Origin of the sequence: Paenibacillus melissococcoides (assembly GCA_944800085.1) — a bacterium.
Lineage (GTDB): Bacteria > Bacillota > Bacilli > Paenibacillales > Paenibacillaceae > Paenibacillus_B > Paenibacillus_B melissococcoides.
In genome coordinates this window covers 1,689,341-1,705,953 of the sequence record CALYLO010000001.1, presented here as the reverse complement: position 1 = coordinate 1,705,953, position 16,613 = coordinate 1,689,341, and the positions used below count along the sequence as shown (strand labels likewise).

The window sequence follows — 16,613 nt, the reverse complement described above, 5'->3', positions numbered from 1 at the left end:
TTTGTATGTAGTCATATGTGCTTCACAAGCGCAATAAAATTAAAACGCTTTAACTTTAATGAAAAGCAGCCTCTTCTCCGCAGTATCCTTCTCCCCGCCCAGCATAGCCGTATCCATCGATAACGTCTCCATGAACACGCTTACGAAGCTCTCTGTTAGAAGTTAAAGGGCTTTAACTTTGTAGGCCATGAATGAATATGAGTTACTAATACCCAGTTCCGTTCGATTTGACAATACCTTTTTTTATCCGGTCTGTCCACATCTGGCACCGGGTGCGGAAAGGCCGGGCCACTTCCCGTGGCACGGCCTTTCCTCCTCTCTCGCTGCTTATCAGGTCATTCACCGAGATTTTTTGTATATTTCCGTCCGGCTATCCTGAATGACGCCGCCCCAATTGAGCCCGAACCCGAAATCATACCGATGGCCCTCCGCATCGATATGGCACTCCATATCATGAGCGGCATCCTCGAGCTGCGCCTCCACGGTCTCCATATGGGCAGGCATCTGCATCGGCAAGAGTCCGGATGGCTCGGCAGCCCCGGTCAGCACATCGAGGATCGCCTGATCCTGCACGCCGAAGTGCGCGAGGATTCCGTCCGCCGCCGGCTCGAACTCAGCGACGACCGCCGGAGTGGACAACAAGAGCGAGACGATGACCGGCTTGCCCTTCATCCGTTCCGCCGTATCCAGCAGAGCGTCCAGATCCGCTGCGTTATGCGTCGTCACCGTTTTGGCGTAATAAGAGCGGTTCTGCGCTTCTCCTTCCCGGACATCTCCGGCAAGGCTCCGCTTGCGTGCCTGCGCCGCCGTATAGGGCTTATACTGCAAGCTGATCGGCACATACCCGTTTCCGCCATGGTCCGCATCTTCCTGGCTGTATCCCGTCCCCGACTTCGGACTGCGCATGCAGACGAGCGCGAAGTCAGCCTCATCCGGGTTATCCGTCACCTTGAAATATTTCGCGGCGATCTCCAGATTAAGGGGATATTCGAGCGTCTCCGGCGTCGGATTGCCGAACCAGTCCTTTCCCGGGGGCGTGTACCGCTGCGGAATATAGACGGTGCTGCCAGGCTTGAGCGGCAGGACGCCGTTCTTGTTCTTGAGCATCACGATCGACTTGAGCTGCGCTTCATAACCGGCTTGCATATAGCTTGGGTTCCCGGCAATCCGTGCGCTCGCCTCGACGTCCAGGTACGGGTTCTCGAAGAGACCAAGGCGGAACATGTTGGTCAGCAGCCGCACTGCCGACTGCTCGAACCGCTTCCGCATAGCCTCCTTGCCGTGCTCCGCCACGCCCATGCGGTAGGCTTCCAGCACAGGCTCGATCTCGTTGTTGCCGCCAAATTGATCGACGCCGGACATTATAAGCTTATAATGCCGCTCGGCGACGGACAGCTCCTCGACGCCCCACGGCTTGCCCGACAGGAAGCTGTCCTTGCAACCCGATTCATCGGCGGTAATCAGCCAATCCGTGCAGACGACGCCGTCATAGCCATATTGCCCTCGCAACAGGTCGCGGATAAGATAGGCGTTATACGAATTGCCGACGTTCTCCCCGTTCACGGTGTCCTGATCGGTCGATATCGTGTAGTATGGCATGACGGCAGAGGCCATCTTCGTGGGGCCGTCAAGCCGGAAGGCGCCTTCCGTGAACGGCTTCAGATGCTCCTCGAAATTGTTCCCCGGATAGACCGCGTATTTCCCGCACGCGTAATGCGCATCCCTTCCGCCTTCGCCCGATCCGCCTCCCGGCCAGTGCTTCACCATCGCATTGACGCTGTCATATCCCCAGCCGTCCGCAATCTCGGCGTCCCCCGCCGAGGTCTGGAAGCCGTCGATATAAGCGCGCCCCATATCGGCCGCGAGACGCGAGTCTTCGCCGAAGGTGCCGTTGAACCGGAACCAGCGCGGGTCGGTGGCGATATCAATCTGCGGCGACAGCGCCGTGGCGATGCCGAGCGCCCGGTATTCCTTGGCCGCGATCTCGCCGAACCGCCGCACCAGCTCCGGGTCGAAGGTGGCCGCCAGGCCAAGCGGCTCGGGCCACATCGAGATGGCGCCGCCTGCCCCGGCATTGAATTCGGAGCTGGAATCGGAGCTGTGCCGCGGGTCGGAGCTGTTGTTAGCCGGAATGCCCAGGCCCGTGCCTTCCGCGAAGGCCTGCACCGCATTGCTCCACAGGTCCGCCGTCTCGGGGCTCTCCACCGAGGTGACGAGAATATGCCGCACATGATCCTCCGTCAGGAACTTGATCTGCTCATCCGTCAGATCCCATGGATTCGCGCCGCTCTCTTCATAGGTCTTGCCGGCATAGGTGCTCGCGAACCAGCCGCCGCTTGCCGCCGGAATGGCTTGATGCCTGCTGTACAGCATCAAGCCCGCGATTTGCTCAATCGACATCCGGGAAGCGAGATCCTTCGCCCGCTCCTCCGGCGGCAGCCGCCAATCTTCGTATTTATCCAGGCTTCCATTCCGGTTCAAATCCTTGAAATAGAACCCGTCCCGCTCCAATATCGACACGCCTGACGTCTTGGAATATCCCAGCGTCGGACCTTGCTGATTGTGTACATACGCGATGGTTTCTTCTTGGCGTACCGCCGTTGTCTGTTTCTGTGTCACGTCTCCAATCCCTCCGCTATCAATCTCTTTAGTTCAGTCCCAGTGCATCATTCAGCCGCTCAATCAGCTTCTCCAGCTCGGCTTCGGTCATGCCGCTGCCCATCATGCCCGCCAAGGAGCGAAGCCCGTCATATTTTTTCCATTGCACGACGGCTTCGAACAACTGCGCGAGACCATTGTCGTCCATGCTCTCCGCGAACATCGCCCCCATCTGCTTCAGGCTTTCCATGCTGTCGTTCATCGCTTGCTCGGCAAGCTCGGCCGTGGCCGGAATCGCCAGCAGCTCATGGAAGCGCGTGCTGCGGGTCACCTTCGTAAACGGAATAGCCGTCGAATGCACGTCTATCGCTGCCGTCAGCGGCGTATCCGCCGAGGAAGGACCGGCCAGAATCTCATAGGTTCCGCTCTCCGCGAACCAATCGTGAATATCCGTATTAAAATAGGCAAAGGAATGTTTATCCAAGGTGAAGCTCACCTCTGCCGCTTCGCCGGGTTCCAGGCTGATCTTGGCAAAGCCCTTCAGCTCCTTCACCGGTCTGACCACGCTGCTGCCGGCATGCTTCACATAGAGCTGCACGACTTCCTTTCCTGCGCGGCTGCCCGTGTTGCGCACCGTAACGGCCACGGTCGCCGTCTCCGTATCCTTCATGCTTGGCTTGTCGATCCGAATCTGTTCATAAGCGAACGTCGTATAGCTGAGTCCATGCCCGAACGGGAACAGCGGCGTTTCTTTTTTCGCTTCATAGTAGCGGTAACCGACGAATATCCCTTCCCCGTAAAACACTTCTTTTTTCCCGCCCGGGAAGTTCAGATAGGCTGGCGTCTGCTCCAGCGAGACAGGGAACGTCTCCGCCAGCTTGCCGCTCGGATTGACATGTCCATAGAGCACGTCCGCCGCCGCGCTGCCCGTCGCTTGCCCGCCCAAATAGCCTTCGAGCACCGCCTTCACCTTCGGCAGCCACGGCATCGCCACCGGCGATCCGTTGGACAGGACGACGACCGTATTCGGCTGCACGGCCGCCACAGCCTCGATTAAGACGCAATGCGACGCCGGCATATCGAGATGGGACCGGTCCACCCCCTCCGATTCGAAGGCATCCGGCAGACCGGCAAAAATAACGGCGACGTCCTTGCCCGCGGCCAGCTCCGCCGCTTCCGCGATCAGATCTTCATCGATCGCGTCCTCCTCCAGCCGGTAGCCCGGAGCGAAGGCGACCTCCCCTTCCGCCATCGAGTTCATGAACTCGAGCGCGGTGTCCATCCGCGTCGGCACAATATGCGAGCTGCCGCCGCCCTGATAGCGGGGCTGCGACGCGAAGGCGCCGATAACCGTGACGGATTGCTGTTTATCCAGCGGGAGCAGGCCGCCGTCGTTTTTGAGCAAGACCATGCATTCCGCCGCCGCCCGCCGCGCCAAGGCATGGTGAGCTTCCTTGTCGTAGGTGAGGCCTGCTTTCTTATGGTCATGAGCTTGGAAAATAACGGTCAACAGCCGCTCCACCGCCTGATCCAGGACACCTTCATCCAGCTCGCCCGCTCGCACCGCATCGGCGATCATCCGGTCGTGCTCCGGTCCGGCATATGGCATTTCCAGCTCCAGCCCCGCCTTCAGTCCCTTGACCCGTTCGTTGATCGCGCCCCAGTCGGTCATGACGAAGCCTTCATGCTTCCACTTCTCCTTCAGCACGTCCGTCAGGAGCCGCGAATTCTCGGAGCAGAACTCCCCGTTCACCTGGTTATAGGCGCACATGACGGTCCACGCCTTCCCGTCCATAATTGGGCCTTCGAAGCTGCGCAGGTAGATTTCATGCAAGGACCGATCGTCGACGACCGCATTGATGGAATTGCGCAGCGTCTCCTGATTGTTGGCCGCGAAGTGCTTGACCGAGGTGCCGACGCCCTGCCCTTGCACGCCCCGCACATGATGGGCGCCCATTTCCGAAGACAGATACGGATCCTCCGAGAAATATTCGAAATTGCGGCCGCACAGCGGGGAACGCTTTATGTTCACCGCGGGGCCGAGCAGGATCTGAACGTCCTCCGCCTGGCATTCTTCCCCGAGGGCAGCCCCCACTTCCTCGATAAGCTGCCGATCCCAGGAAGACGCGAGGCCGGCGCCGCTCGGAAAGCATGTCGCCGGAACGGTCTTGCTCGACATATCCGCCGGATTCGCTTGCTTGCGAAGCCCGTGCGGTCCGTCCGTCATGACGATGGACGGGATGCCCAGCCGCTCGACCGCCTTGGTCTGCCACATATTCAGTCCCGAGCAGAGACTTGCTTTCTCTTCCAGCGTCATTTGCTTGATGATGTCTTTCACCTGTTTACTCATGCGATAATCCTCCTGTATGCGGTAATGCGATGTCTTTCGTTGTCTGTCCGATTTCCGGCAATGGCTTGACGGCAGCCATCCCCAGCACGACGCAGAGCGCCAACGCGATATAGAAGAACGGCCAGCCGCCGATTCCGAGCAGCAGCGGAGCGATCGCGGGCACGATCGATTGCGGCAGCGCATTGGCTACGTTCATCAGGCCGAAGTCTTTGGCCGCATCCTCCTTGCGCGGAAGAATCCGGGCGACCAATGCCATGTCGACGGCGCTGAAGCAGCCGAAGCCCAGGCCGATGATGGCTGACGCTACAATGTATGCCGTATATTGAGGCACAAAGGCATACAACAGAATGCCGAACACCATTATCAGCGCCGAGCCGTACAGGAAAGGCTTCTGCTTCTTGAATTTATCGGACAATACGCCGCCGAATATACTTGTCACGGCCGAAGCGATCAGGCAAATAATGTTCAAGGCGCCGACGCTGTTCGTTGCTTGACTCTCCGTGAAGCCCATCCGGTTCACCAGCATGACCGTCAAGTACAGCGTGCTGCAATAGCCCATCATCAGCAGGAACTTCGAGACGATGGCCCAGGTGAATTCCGGGAACCTTCTTGGGCTCGGATAGATTTTGCTGATTTTCTCGCCGAGCGACAGCTTCTGCTGTTCGGCCTTCACGATCTCTACCTTGCCGTCGCGAATCACAAATAAACTGACGATCGGACCCGTAATGCCGATGATCGCAATCACCAGCCATTTCATGTCCGAGGAAGCGGAATTCATCAGCATCATCAGCACCATGCCGATGCATACGGCCGCCGGCAGGACGAGCCCGACAATCCCGGATATCGTTCCTTGTCTCTCCTCCATGACCTGATCCGGGATGAGCGCGGTATAAGCCGCCATGCCGAAGTTGAAGAACAACTGCGCCACCGCCCAGCCGATCAGGATTTGCCAGATTTCCGTGGCCATCCCCACCCACAGCAGCGCGGCGCATCCGACCAGCGGGCCGAGGAAAATCCATGTCCGTCTTCGCCCGAAGGAGATGTTCGTCCGATCGCTGATCGCGCCCCCGAGCGGGTTCCCGATCAGGGCGAAGAATGCGCCGACGCCGGCGACTAAGCCGTACGAAGCGGTGTAGCCGTTCGGATCGACCTCTATCATTTTGAAGGTGAGCAGCAGCATTGCCGGAGTCATCAGTCCGAGCATCATGCAGCCATAGCCGAAGATGATGCCGAACGTCAACCGGCCCAGCGGAGTTCGGACTTGCCCTTTTATCATTGGTTCAGCCATCGTAATTTCCTCCTAAGCGAGAGTTGAAAACGCTTGCAAATCTATTATAAAAAAAAGCCCCTGTTCCGGGACAGGCGGCTATTTATAGTCTTCTGTAGTAATTTTTAACGTCTTTTTTAGAAACGCTTTCACGGCGGCTTGATCCGAGATTAAAAAGTGACCCAATTGTCAGTACACCGGGATCAGCTCCATCAACTGCACCCCGTGAGGCTCCAATACCGATAAATAGGTCCTGCCGTCTTCAACATCGACATATTGGACATGCATCCGGGGACCGGAATTCGCCTTCAGGTAAGCGATATCCTCGGCAGACAGCGGGTCGGGCGCTCCCATCTCCACCCAGCGGTCATAGCTGCTCCCGTGCTTGCGGCTGATCGTATGCGTGACCAGCGGTACCTGCCGGGGCGGATTCCTTTTAACTCAAGCTGCATTTTTACCGTTTTTTCATCCTTGAACCCATTGTACCGGTTCGTGGCGTTGATGAAGGACGTATCCCCCATCGCATACAGGTCGTCGAAATGGCAATAATTGAAGGTCAGGATCTGATACCCTCCGCGGCCGGCCGTCGCGATGTAGCGTTCCCCGCGGGCAAGAAGGCGATTTCCGAGCTTGGCCAGCAGCTCATACGCCACGAACGCGGCCTTCGGAATGCCGTGCTGGGCGATCAGTCCGAGCCCTCCGTGATACAGATGGGCCGAAGCGGCGGTCTCCTCGATATTGTCGCTCAGCACCCAGTAGCCGAAGCCGCTGATGCGGTCCAGATTGTCGATAATGTTTTTGGCGAGATAGGCCGCCTTATACACGGTGTCATTCGTCAATTCCCGATGATAGGCGGTCGAATTCCATTCCGTGAGCACCAATTCCTTATCGGACAGCCCATGCTCGGCAAGCAGTTCCATCTCGCGCGCCAGCATATCCCGCAAAAAATCCGGATTCGGGGAAATCCCGATGAACTCCTCCAAAATTCGGCGGTACGGCTGCAGCGGCAGCGGATCCGGCGGGGCGGGGTACAGCATGTCCTCGATATCGTCATGCGGATAGAAATGAAGCGGGATGAAGTCAGGCAAGCATTGATTGCTGCGGCAGAAAGCAAAAAATTCGTCATTCAGCCGATGCGAACGAATGGTAATGATCCGCCCGGGCGCGCCGATTCGCAGCCGCTCCGATACGCCCTTCAAGGTCTGATAGGTCCGCAAATACAGCTCCATATATTCCGCCATCGTTCCCGGCCAGAACGTCCGGAGCTCCGGCTCATTCCAGAATTCGAACCTCCAGGTCTCCACTTCCTCCGCGCCGTAACGGTTCAGGCAGTGGCGAAGGAAGCGGTCCACCAGCGGTCGATCGATTTCGGCGGGCTGACGCAGCTTGCTTTGTAGAACACCTTCTTGCCCGGGTCGGCCGCCAGCAAGGAAGGCATGAAGCCCAGCTCCACGAACGGCTTCAGGCCGACGGAGAGCAAGAAATCGAACAACTGGTCCACGAACCGGAAATTAAACCGGGGCTGTCCCGCCTCGTCCTCATCATATACCATCATTTCATCGTCGAAGATGCCGTGGAACCGCAAATAGCGGAAGGGGCATATCCGCTGAACATGCCGGAGCTGCTCCTGAACATCGGCATGCAAGCCTTCCTTGGCCTTGCCGATCGTGATCAGCTGCTTCCACGTATGCCGGATCGGTTCGCCGGTGACGGACAGGTCCACGTCATAGGCGGCCTCTTCCACCTCGCGAATATCGTCCGCTAAGCCAAGCGATTGGCTGCGCTGCAAATATTGATTGATGATGCCCAGCGCGCTGGACTGATTGAACGCCAAATAGTTGGCCGAAGGCTTTTGCTTATGATCCGTCGGCGGCCGGTACTGCCTGCGGTACTCGTTGGGCGTCATATGATACTTTGCTTTGAAGGCGGCGTAGAAAGATTTCGCATTCGGAAATCCGTGATGCATGGCGAGGTCCGCGATCGGCGCGTCGGCATGCCGCAGTAAATCCTCGACGGTATTTTTCAAGCGGATGCTGGTCAGATAAGCCTGAAAGTTCAGGCCGATGTTCTCGCTGAAAAATTTGGACAAATACGGCACCGACAAATATTCGCGCTCGGCGATCGCCTGCAGCGTGATCGGCTCCTGATAATGCTCGTCGATAAAGGTAATGATGCGCAGCATTCGGTCCATATACTTCTCATTCATTGCGCCTTCCATCGCGGGCCGCTTGAATTGCTTCAGGAGGATGGAAAACACGCTCAGCATGCGCGCCTGCATGTCGAGCTCGTAGCCCTCCCCCTTTTTATGCTTCAACTGCACCATCTCTGCCAAGCATTGGCGTATGCGGTCCAGCGCCAGCTTCTCCTCCTTGCTGGCCTCCCCCGAATAGCAGGCGAAATTGATGGCTTCGACGCCGTTCACGTTATCCTTCATATACTTGAACGGGATCAGAAACGTCGCAATGATATTGACGTCCAGCCCAATGACCTCGTGCACATGGCCTTGATTGATCAGCAGCACATCCCCTTCGGACAAAGAATATTTCCGCTGATTGACCGTCGCTTCCAGGTTGCCCCGCAGAACGAAGATGATTTCCATGCTGTTATGCCAGTGATTCGGCACGTAGTTCACGCTGTTCAGCGACACATCGAAGGGCAATGCCTCGTCCGTTTCCACGAATTCATAAATCGGATGACTCACCGGGATATCCTCCATTAGTACGATTTCTAGCGATTGCGTATCTCCATATACCTACATTTTATATGAAGCCGGGCTGAAAGCAAAAAACTTGATCGCGCCCGCAACCTCGTCATCTGGTCCATCATAGCTGAAGTTTGCTCCCTCCACTCTGTTTATCCACTCCACCATAGCTGGATTTACTCCGTCCCTTTGTTCGATTCACAACAAACTGAATTTCCTTCCGCCCATCCGTCATCAGCTCAGCCCATCCATTAGGAATCCGTCCCCTCTGTTTATCTACTCCTGCATTATCTGCCCCCTCTGTTCATCTGCTCACCAATGCGGCATTACCTCCTTCCCCTCTGTCCATCCACTTCACCAAAGCCGCATTTTCTCCCCCCTCTGTTCTTCGACCCCACCAATGCTGCAAGAATGCAGTAATTTCATTGACCCGAGTTTGTGAAAAAAGGAATGCTGCAAAAATACAGGAATTACCTGCGATTTGGCACGGATAGAGTTCAAAACGGGCGAAATGATGCTGTTTTGCCACTAGCCTTGCACCAAACCTGACATGAAAAATATATTTCTCATTAATTACTTTTTCTTCAATTTATTGATCGATTATATCTGGTAACTCATAAAAAAATCTCCTAATGTTGAAGGATAGGCATGTTACCCATTCCCTCACCAAAAGGAGAAAAGACCATGGGTAATATACCAGATCAGACCGTCATTTGTAAATGCCTAAATTTGATTCAGCTCTCGGACGACGAATTCCCAATCTTCAATTATCGACGAAAGTTTACACTCGTGAGAGCGATCAAACTACTCATTGATGCTCAATTGAATAAACGCACGGACCTCGAAGATATCTGCAACGCGTTGCGTGCGAACGAACAGCTGCAGCAGGCGATCCACTTGAAATCCATTAGCGCTTCCCAACTCGTACGTACACTCAGAGCGTTGCCTTTACCGGTGTTGCAGCAGCTATGGATTCAAGTGACACAACGTTTGCAACAACTTTATCCGAAGCAGGGTATCCCCGGCATCGGGAAACTGAGCATTGTCGATTCAACGGTACTTACACTCCCTGATGTCGCTGGAAAATGGGCCTACTGCTCCAAACACAGCAACGGGGTAAAGATCCACACCAAACTTGCTGTTTGCGACCCGGATACCGTCTATCCCGAAAACATTGTTTGTTCCACACGAGGCGTTGCTGACAGCGAAGTGGCTTTGGATCTGGTGATCGATAAAGATGCCATTCATGTTTTGGATCGCGGGTACATCACATATGGTCACTATAAGCAGTGGCTGGATGATAATCTACGCTTCGTGGCACGCATTAAGAAAAGCAACAAGACGGCGATCATCTGCGAGCACGAGATCGATGAAACGACGCCTGTGGTGCGTGATGCTGACGTGATCGTGAGCTACAAGGATGAAGAAGGCCATGTGATAGAAGCCCAGCTCCGGTTAGTGGAGTATACCGATGAGAAGAACCGCCAGTACCGTGTGCTTACGAATGTCTGGGATAAGTCCGCAGCCCAAATCTGCGAGATTTATCGGCGCCGCTGGATGATTGAATTATTCTTTAAATGGATGAAGCAACATATGAGCTTAGTCCATTTGTACAGTTTCCATCCAGAGGCAGTATGGAACCAGATTTTTTTAGCCTTCATCGCATATGGTTTAGTCATGTTGGTCCGGAAGGAGGCTGACACCACTCAAACGCTATGGTCATTTCTAAAGCTGCTTCGGGTCTATATGAATAAAACGTGGCATCAATTTTTGATGGCACTGCACCGCAAACCAACCAAGCACTCGAAGGGCAGGCGGAAGAAACGAAAGGGTGGTCGACCACGAAAACACCCAAAGCAATGTAAGACCGTTAAAGTGGTGATTAAATAGGTAATAATGGCATATTAACATTTGATGGTAACATGTTCCTATGGTTTAGTAGGAGATCGACTTTTGGCTTTGCTAGGAAAAAAGAAACTGTAAATATATATAAATAATGATTATTAGTTCCGTATCTGGAGTTTAAAGTCTTCTTCATGTCAGGTTCTATGCAACGCTAGTGCTGTTTTGCAGGATTTTCTCGGAATATCGCCTCTTGGGTCTCCAAATGCTGCGCCTGTGCAGGATTTTCATGTGACCTGCCATGCCTTAACTTGTCCTGCCTTGTCCTGCCTTGTCCTGCCTTGTCCCTGCCCATCCTTGCCTTAACCTGCCCTCTCCCGCCCCGCCCTCCAAATACCAAAAAAAGCCGAACATCAAAGTTCGGCCAGTCTTGCTATTCCCGGGCATTGCCTGCGCTTAAGCTCCTCACTGCTTCATATGCCGCAAGTAAAGTCGGGTTTCTGCCACGACCACGCCGGACAGCCCCAACAGAGCGACCAGATTCGGCAGCGCCATCAGCCCGTTCACGATATCCGAGAGGAAATAGATCGCCTGCAGCTTGATGAACGCGCCTGCTGCGACCATCACGATGAACACGATGCGGTAAGGCAAGATCGCCCGCACGCCGAATAAATAGACAATGCAGCGCTCGCCGTAATAATTCCACCCCAGAATCGTCGTAAAAGCAAATAAAATAAGACATAACATGAGAACGATGGAACCGAACGGCATCGCGGCATCGAACGCCGCCTGCGTCATCGCCGCGCCTTCCGCCGCGCCGTTCCATGTGCCGGTCACGATAAGCGTCAGGCCGGTCAGCGTACAGACAATAATCGTATCAATGAACGTCCCGGTCATCGAGACAAGCCCCTGTTCCGCGGGCCATTTCACCTTGGCCGCCGCCGCCGCGATCGGAGCGCTGCCGAGACCGGATTCATTCGAGAACACCCCTCTCGCGATGCCGCTGCGAATCGCCATCATGACGGTCGCGCCGAGGAAGCCGCCTCCGGCCGCCGCCGGGTTGAAGGCGCTGTGGAAGACAAGCGACAGCGCGGATGGAATCTTGTCGGCGAATGCTGCGAGAACGATAAAGCATGCCGCGATATAAATGATAGCCATCGCGGGCACGACTTTGGTGGTCACCCTGACAATGCTCTTGAGACCGCCAATCGTCACCAGAGCGATCGCGAGGGTCACCACTCCCGCGGTAACCGCCACGGGAAGCCCCAGGCCCGACTGGCTGGAAGACACGATAGCGTTCACCTGGGGAAGAGTGCCGATGCCGAACAGAGCGACCAATACCCCGCTTATGGAGAAATAGATCGCGAGCGGCTTGAACTTCGCCCCCAACCCTTGTTCGATATAATACATCGGGCCGCCCGACACTTGCCCGTTCTCGTCGATTTTCCGGAATTTCACGGCCAACAAGCCTTCCGCATACTTCGTCGCCATGCCAAAAAACGCGGCCAGCCACATCCAAAACAGCGCGCCCGGCCCGCCCATCTGAATCGCGGTGGCGACGCCGACGATATTCCCCGTTCCGATCGTGGCCGCCAGGGCGGTAGCCAGCGCGCCGAAGCTCGTGACGTCGCCTTGGCCTTCATTTTTCGCCGTAAATATGAGCTTGAGCGCCAGCGGCAGACGAAGCACCTGCAGCAGCCCGAGCCGAATCGTCAAGAAGATCCCCGTTCCCACCAATAAGATTAAGAGCGGCGGCCCCCATACAAATTGATTCACCCGATCCAGCCATACTTCCAACCCATGCATTACAATTCCCCTCTTCATCTTGAAATCAATGTCCGAAGACATAAAAAAGAGCCAAATCGATAGATTTGACTCCGGGGACATTTTTTGCAGAACAGCAAAAAGAACGATATGTGAATGCAATCACAATACCAACATAAAGATGCCTGACATCTGCAATCCCTGTCCTTTTACCTGAGAGTTTTAACGTGTGTCCTGCCACGTATTGCCCCTTCGGTGCTCCGCGATGGAGTCTCTCCAGAGTCCTGTCCGTATACGGTCCTGCTTCATCCAATTCGGTTACGAACGATAACAAGCGCCTGAGAGCTTTGCCCCTTCGGCCAGGCTTAATCCTGTCTCCCGTATACTTCATCCAGTTATGAAGTTGTTTATCTATTATAGAGAACCATCTCGGGTTCCGCAAGGATCTTTTATATGGGAAAATGAACCAGTCCCGCTTTCTCCCGCTCACAACGGGCATGATTCGTCCTCCTGGAGAATACATATCATGTGAGAGCCTGTAATCATTGTCAATGAATATTCTCACAAAGGAGTGATTATGCTTGTCACAATTCCATATCAGTCCTAAGGTTGAAGCATTTTTGCAGGGCACGAAGAAGCTGTTCATCAATGGCGAGTGGGTCGAATCCGTCCAGAACAACGTCTTCTCGTCGATCAATCCGGCCACGGGGCAAGTGCTCGCGGTCGTGGCGGAAGCGCGGGAGGAGGATGTGGACCGCGCGGTCAAGGCGGCGCGCCAGGCATTCGATCATGGAAAATGGTCCGCCATGAGCGCCGCGGATCGCAGCCGGCTCATCTACAAGCTGGCCGATCTTATCGAAGCGAACAAGCAAGAGCTGGCCGAGCTGGAGACGCTGGATAACGGCAAGCCGCTGCGGGAAACAAAGGCGGCCGATCTTCCGCTCACGATCGAGCATTTCCGTTATTATGCCGGCTGGGCCACAAAAATCGTCGGACAAACCATTCCTACGGCAGGCAACTTCCTTACCTATACGAGACATGAACCGGTCGGGGTCGTCGGCCAGATCATCCCGTGGAACTTCCCGCTGCTGATGGCGGCCTGGAAGCTCGGCGCCGCCCTCGCCACCGGCTGCACCGTCGTCCTGAAGCCGGCGGAGCAGACGCCGCTGTCCGCCCTCTACCTGGCTCAGCTAACCCAGGAAGCCGGGTTCCCGCATGGCGTCATCAACGTGATTCCGGGCTTCGGCGAGACGGCCGGCGCGCCGCTCGTCCGGCACCCGCAGGTCGACAAGATCGCCTTCACCGGCTCGACGGTGGTCGGGAAATCGATCATGCGCGAAGCTGCGGACACCGTCAAAAAAGTAACGCTTGTGCTCGGCGGCAAATCGCCGAACATCATCCTCCCGGATGCCGATCTGTCCCGGGCGGTGCCCGGCGCGCTGCGGGGCATCACCTTCAATCAGGGACAGGTGTGCTCGGCAGGCTCGCGTCTCTATGTGCAGAAGAAATTGTATGATAACGTCGTGGCCGACCTGGCGTCGGAGGCGAAGCGGATCCGGGTGGGCAGCGGCCTCGATCCGGATACGGAGATGGGTCCGCTCGTCTCGTCCGAGCAGCATGACATCGTGAAGCGCTATATCGAGGCGGGGAAAGCGGCTGGTGCGGAGCTCGTTACGGGCGGGAAAGTGCCTGCCGATCAGGGCTACTTCGTCGAGCCGACCATATTCGCGCATGTCGATCCGCAGATGACGATCGCCCGCGAAGAGATCTTCGGGCCGGTCGTGGCTGCGATGCCGTATGATACGCTCGACGACTTGATCGAGCAGGCCAACCAATCCGATTACGGCTTGGCTGCGGGAGTCTGGACGCAAAATCTGAAGCAAGCCCATTATCTGGCGAACAAATTGCAAGCCGGCACCGTCTGGGTGAACTGCTATAACGTCTTCGATGCGGCCGCTCCGTTCGGCGGCTACAAGCAATCGGGCCTGGGGCGCGAGATGGGCTCCTATGCGATTGACAACTATACCGAAGTGAAGACCGTCTGGGTGAACCTGAAATAGAACTGGGACTGGAAATGGGACTGCGGGGACCAGGATTACGGCGGACGGCTCAGGCCGCATCCGGAACGTAATCGCGCGAACCCGGGATTCGGCAAGACGCCAAGCCGCGCGCGGCTTGGCGTCTTTTTGCCGTTCGCTCAAACCAGTTCCCGGCCCTTGTTCGACAGCCCTTCCATAATAATTTTTCTATTTTCTGTTAATAAGAGCCAAACCCCATGAATAAATATACATATCAAATCCGCATACCCGGATCTTCATGCGCGGGCCGCGAAGTTAAAGCGCATTTCTCGCTGCACGTACCGCGGCCTATTGCCCCTCATTCGGTATAAGCTCAGCTTGAGTTCTTATACACATCCATTCCAATCGCAAGGAGGAAAATGAAGTTGGCAAATCGTTGTGTACCTCATCCATTGTTCCGGAGATGGCTGCTTGCCGGCGGCATGGCGCTCGCCTTCCTGTTCGTCATGCTCGTCTTCTCCGGCAAGGCGCTTGCCCACGGCTATATTGATTCCCCAAGCAGCCGCGCAGACCTGTGCGCCAAGGGCGTCAACAAAAAATGCGGGTTCATCATCTACGAACCGCAAAGCCTGGAAGCGCACAAGGGCTTCCCTGCCGCCGGTCCGGCCGACGGCAAGATCGCAAGCGCCGACGGCGCTTTCCCGGAACTGGATCAGCAATCGGCCACCCGCTGGAGCAAGGTCAGCATTACGCCGGGAACGACGACGTTCCATTGGACCATTGAAGCCAATCATGCGACCACAAGCTGGAAGTACTACATCACGAAGCAGAACTGGAATCCGGATGAGCCGCTCACCCGCGCTTCCTTCGACCTGACCCCGTTCTGCAACGTCGATTACAAAGGCAAGCAGCCGCCTCATTCCTATTCGGATACGTGCGACGTCCCGAGCCGCACCGGCTATCAGGTCATTTTGGCGGTATGGGAAATCGCGGATACGGCGAATGCGTTCTACAATGTCATCGATGTGGACTTCGGGGGCGGTTCCCCGGTCGATCCGACGCCTCCGAGCGCGCCGGCGAACCTGGCCGTATCGAACGTTACGCCAACGAGCGCCGTGTTGACATGGGATGCTTCGACCGATAACGTCGGCGTCGCGGGCTATAAGATTTATCGAGGCTCCACGCTGGCGGCTTCCACGAACGGAACGACGTTAACCTATACGCTTACGGGCTTGACGCCGAGCACCTCCTATTCGTATTCGGTCCGGGCAGTCGATACTGCCGGCAATCAATCGGCCAACAGCAATGTCGTCACCTTCACCACCCTGGCCCCGCAGCCCGATACGGAACCTCCCTCTGCGCAATCATCCGTGACCGCTTCCGCCATCACCTCGTCGAGCGTGACCTTGACCTGGAGCGCATCCACGGACAATGTCGGCGTTGCCGGGTACCGCATTTATAATGGTTCGGCATTGGCGGGGACGACGAGCGGATTGAGCTACACCGTCTCCGCTCTGCAGCCGGAGACCTCCAATACGTTTACGGTCGTGGCGTTTGATGCTTCCGGCAATGTATCCCCGTCCAGCAGCGCATTGAAGGTAACGACAGCGCCTGCCCCTGTGGCGACGCCTTGGGCTCCGAACACCTCGTATGCGGCCGGCGCGCTTGTGACATACAATGGCAAGACGTACGAGGCGCGGGTCGCGCATACCTCGCAAGTCGGCTGGGAGCCGCCGAATGTCCCTGCCCTGTGGCTCTTGAAATAGTATGCAGCAGTGAACGGGGGTGTCCCGGAAGTAGTATTTCACTACAGTGAGACAGCCCCCCTGATTCTCAAAGCTCGACTCGCCGAAAAACTGCAAAACTACACTTTTCCTTTATGACGTGTACTCCGTTACAGGGAATCCTGCAAAATGGCATCAATTTCTGACTATTCAATCGACAAAATACAAAAATCGATGAACATCATGTACTTTTGCAGGAATTACATCAAATAGCGGCTTATAGAGCACTAGCGTTGCATCAATCTTTTTACGAAAATTTCTATCCCATAAGTCTCTATATTTGTAACTT

The 16,613-nt window shown here is 55.8% G+C and carries 7 protein-coding genes, 1 pseudogene and 1 riboswitch; of the genes and pseudogenes, 3 read left to right on the top strand and 5 right to left on the bottom strand.

What is annotated here, in order from left to right; all coding sequences use genetic code 11:
- Nucleotides 1-339 precede the first annotated feature (339 nt).
- The 4 genes and pseudogenes from OCY70_RS07920 to OCY70_RS07900 all read right to left on the bottom strand — a co-directional run bounded on the left by OCY70_RS07920 (nucleotide 340) and on the right by OCY70_RS07900 (nucleotide 8,814).
- Entirely contained in the window at nucleotides 340-2,619 is a 2,280-nt protein-coding gene (locus tag OCY70_RS07920; RefSeq protein WP_261944660.1) for a glycoside hydrolase family 3 protein, read from the bottom strand.
- Between the two features lie 28 nt (nucleotides 2,620-2,647).
- Nucleotides 2,648-4,948, bottom strand: coding sequence for a beta-glucosidase family protein (locus tag OCY70_RS07915; protein ID WP_213430752.1), 2,301 nt, complete (start codon nucleotides 4,946-4,948; stop codon nucleotides 2,648-2,650).
- Nucleotides 4,941-6,236 carry an MFS transporter gene (locus OCY70_RS07910; RefSeq protein WP_213430753.1) on the bottom strand — a complete coding sequence of 432 codons (1,296 nt, stop codon included), beginning with the start codon at nucleotides 6,234-6,236 and terminating at the stop codon, nucleotides 4,941-4,943. The genes OCY70_RS07915 and OCY70_RS07910 overlap by 8 nt, the downstream gene beginning before the upstream one ends.
- A 287-nt stretch (nucleotides 6,237-6,523) precedes the next feature.
- A pseudogene (locus OCY70_RS07900) lies at nucleotides 6,524-8,814 on the bottom strand (GH39 family glycosyl hydrolase).
- 786 nt (nucleotides 8,815-9,600) lie between these two features.
- On the opposite strand from OCY70_RS07900, the gene OCY70_RS07895 reads away from it, so the two are divergent.
- A complete protein-coding gene (locus OCY70_RS07895) occupies nucleotides 9,601-10,806 on the top strand; it encodes an IS4 family transposase (protein WP_261944661.1) in 1,206 nt (401 codons plus the stop codon).
- Between the two features lie 417 nt (nucleotides 10,807-11,223).
- On the opposite strand, the gene OCY70_RS07890 is transcribed toward OCY70_RS07895, so the two are convergent.
- Complete coding sequence (locus OCY70_RS07890) at nucleotides 11,224-12,564, bottom strand: alanine/glycine:cation symporter family protein (protein ID WP_213431232.1); 1,341 nt, start codon at nucleotides 12,562-12,564, stop codon at nucleotides 11,224-11,226.
- A 149-nt stretch (nucleotides 12,565-12,713) separates the two neighbouring features.
- Nucleotides 12,714-12,812, bottom strand: a riboswitch (glycine riboswitch).
- A gap of 291 nt (nucleotides 12,813-13,103) precedes the next feature.
- On the opposite strand from OCY70_RS07890, the gene OCY70_RS07885 reads away from it, so the two are divergent.
- Entirely contained in the window at nucleotides 13,104-14,582 is a 1,479-nt protein-coding gene (locus tag OCY70_RS07885; protein ID WP_261944662.1) for an aldehyde dehydrogenase family protein, read from the top strand.
- 377 nt (nucleotides 14,583-14,959) lie between these two features.
- Nucleotides 14,960-16,306, top strand: a complete 1,347-nt coding sequence (locus tag OCY70_RS07880) for a lytic polysaccharide monooxygenase (protein WP_261944663.1) — start codon at nucleotides 14,960-14,962, stop codon at nucleotides 16,304-16,306.
- Nucleotides 16,307-16,613: the final 307 nt, after the last annotated feature.

Bases quoted from the DNA above. Each gene is read 5' to 3' on its own strand.
- OCY70_RS07915 (WP_213430752.1), bottom strand. From the start codon at position 4,948: ATGAGTAAACAGGTGAAAGACATCATCAAGCAAATGACGCTGGAAGAG.
- OCY70_RS07910 (WP_213430753.1), bottom strand. From the start codon at position 6,236: ATGGCTGAACCAATGATAAAAGGGCAAGTCCGAACTCCGCTGGGCCGG.
- OCY70_RS07895 (WP_261944661.1), top strand. From the start codon at position 9,601: ATGGGTAATATACCAGATCAGACCGTCATTTGTAAATGCCTAAATTTG.
- OCY70_RS07890 (WP_213431232.1), bottom strand. From the start codon at position 12,564: ATGCATGGGTTGGAAGTATGGCTGGATCGGGTGAATCAATTTGTATGG.
- OCY70_RS07880 (WP_261944663.1), top strand. From the start codon at position 14,960: ATGAAGTTGGCAAATCGTTGTGTACCTCATCCATTGTTCCGGAGATGG.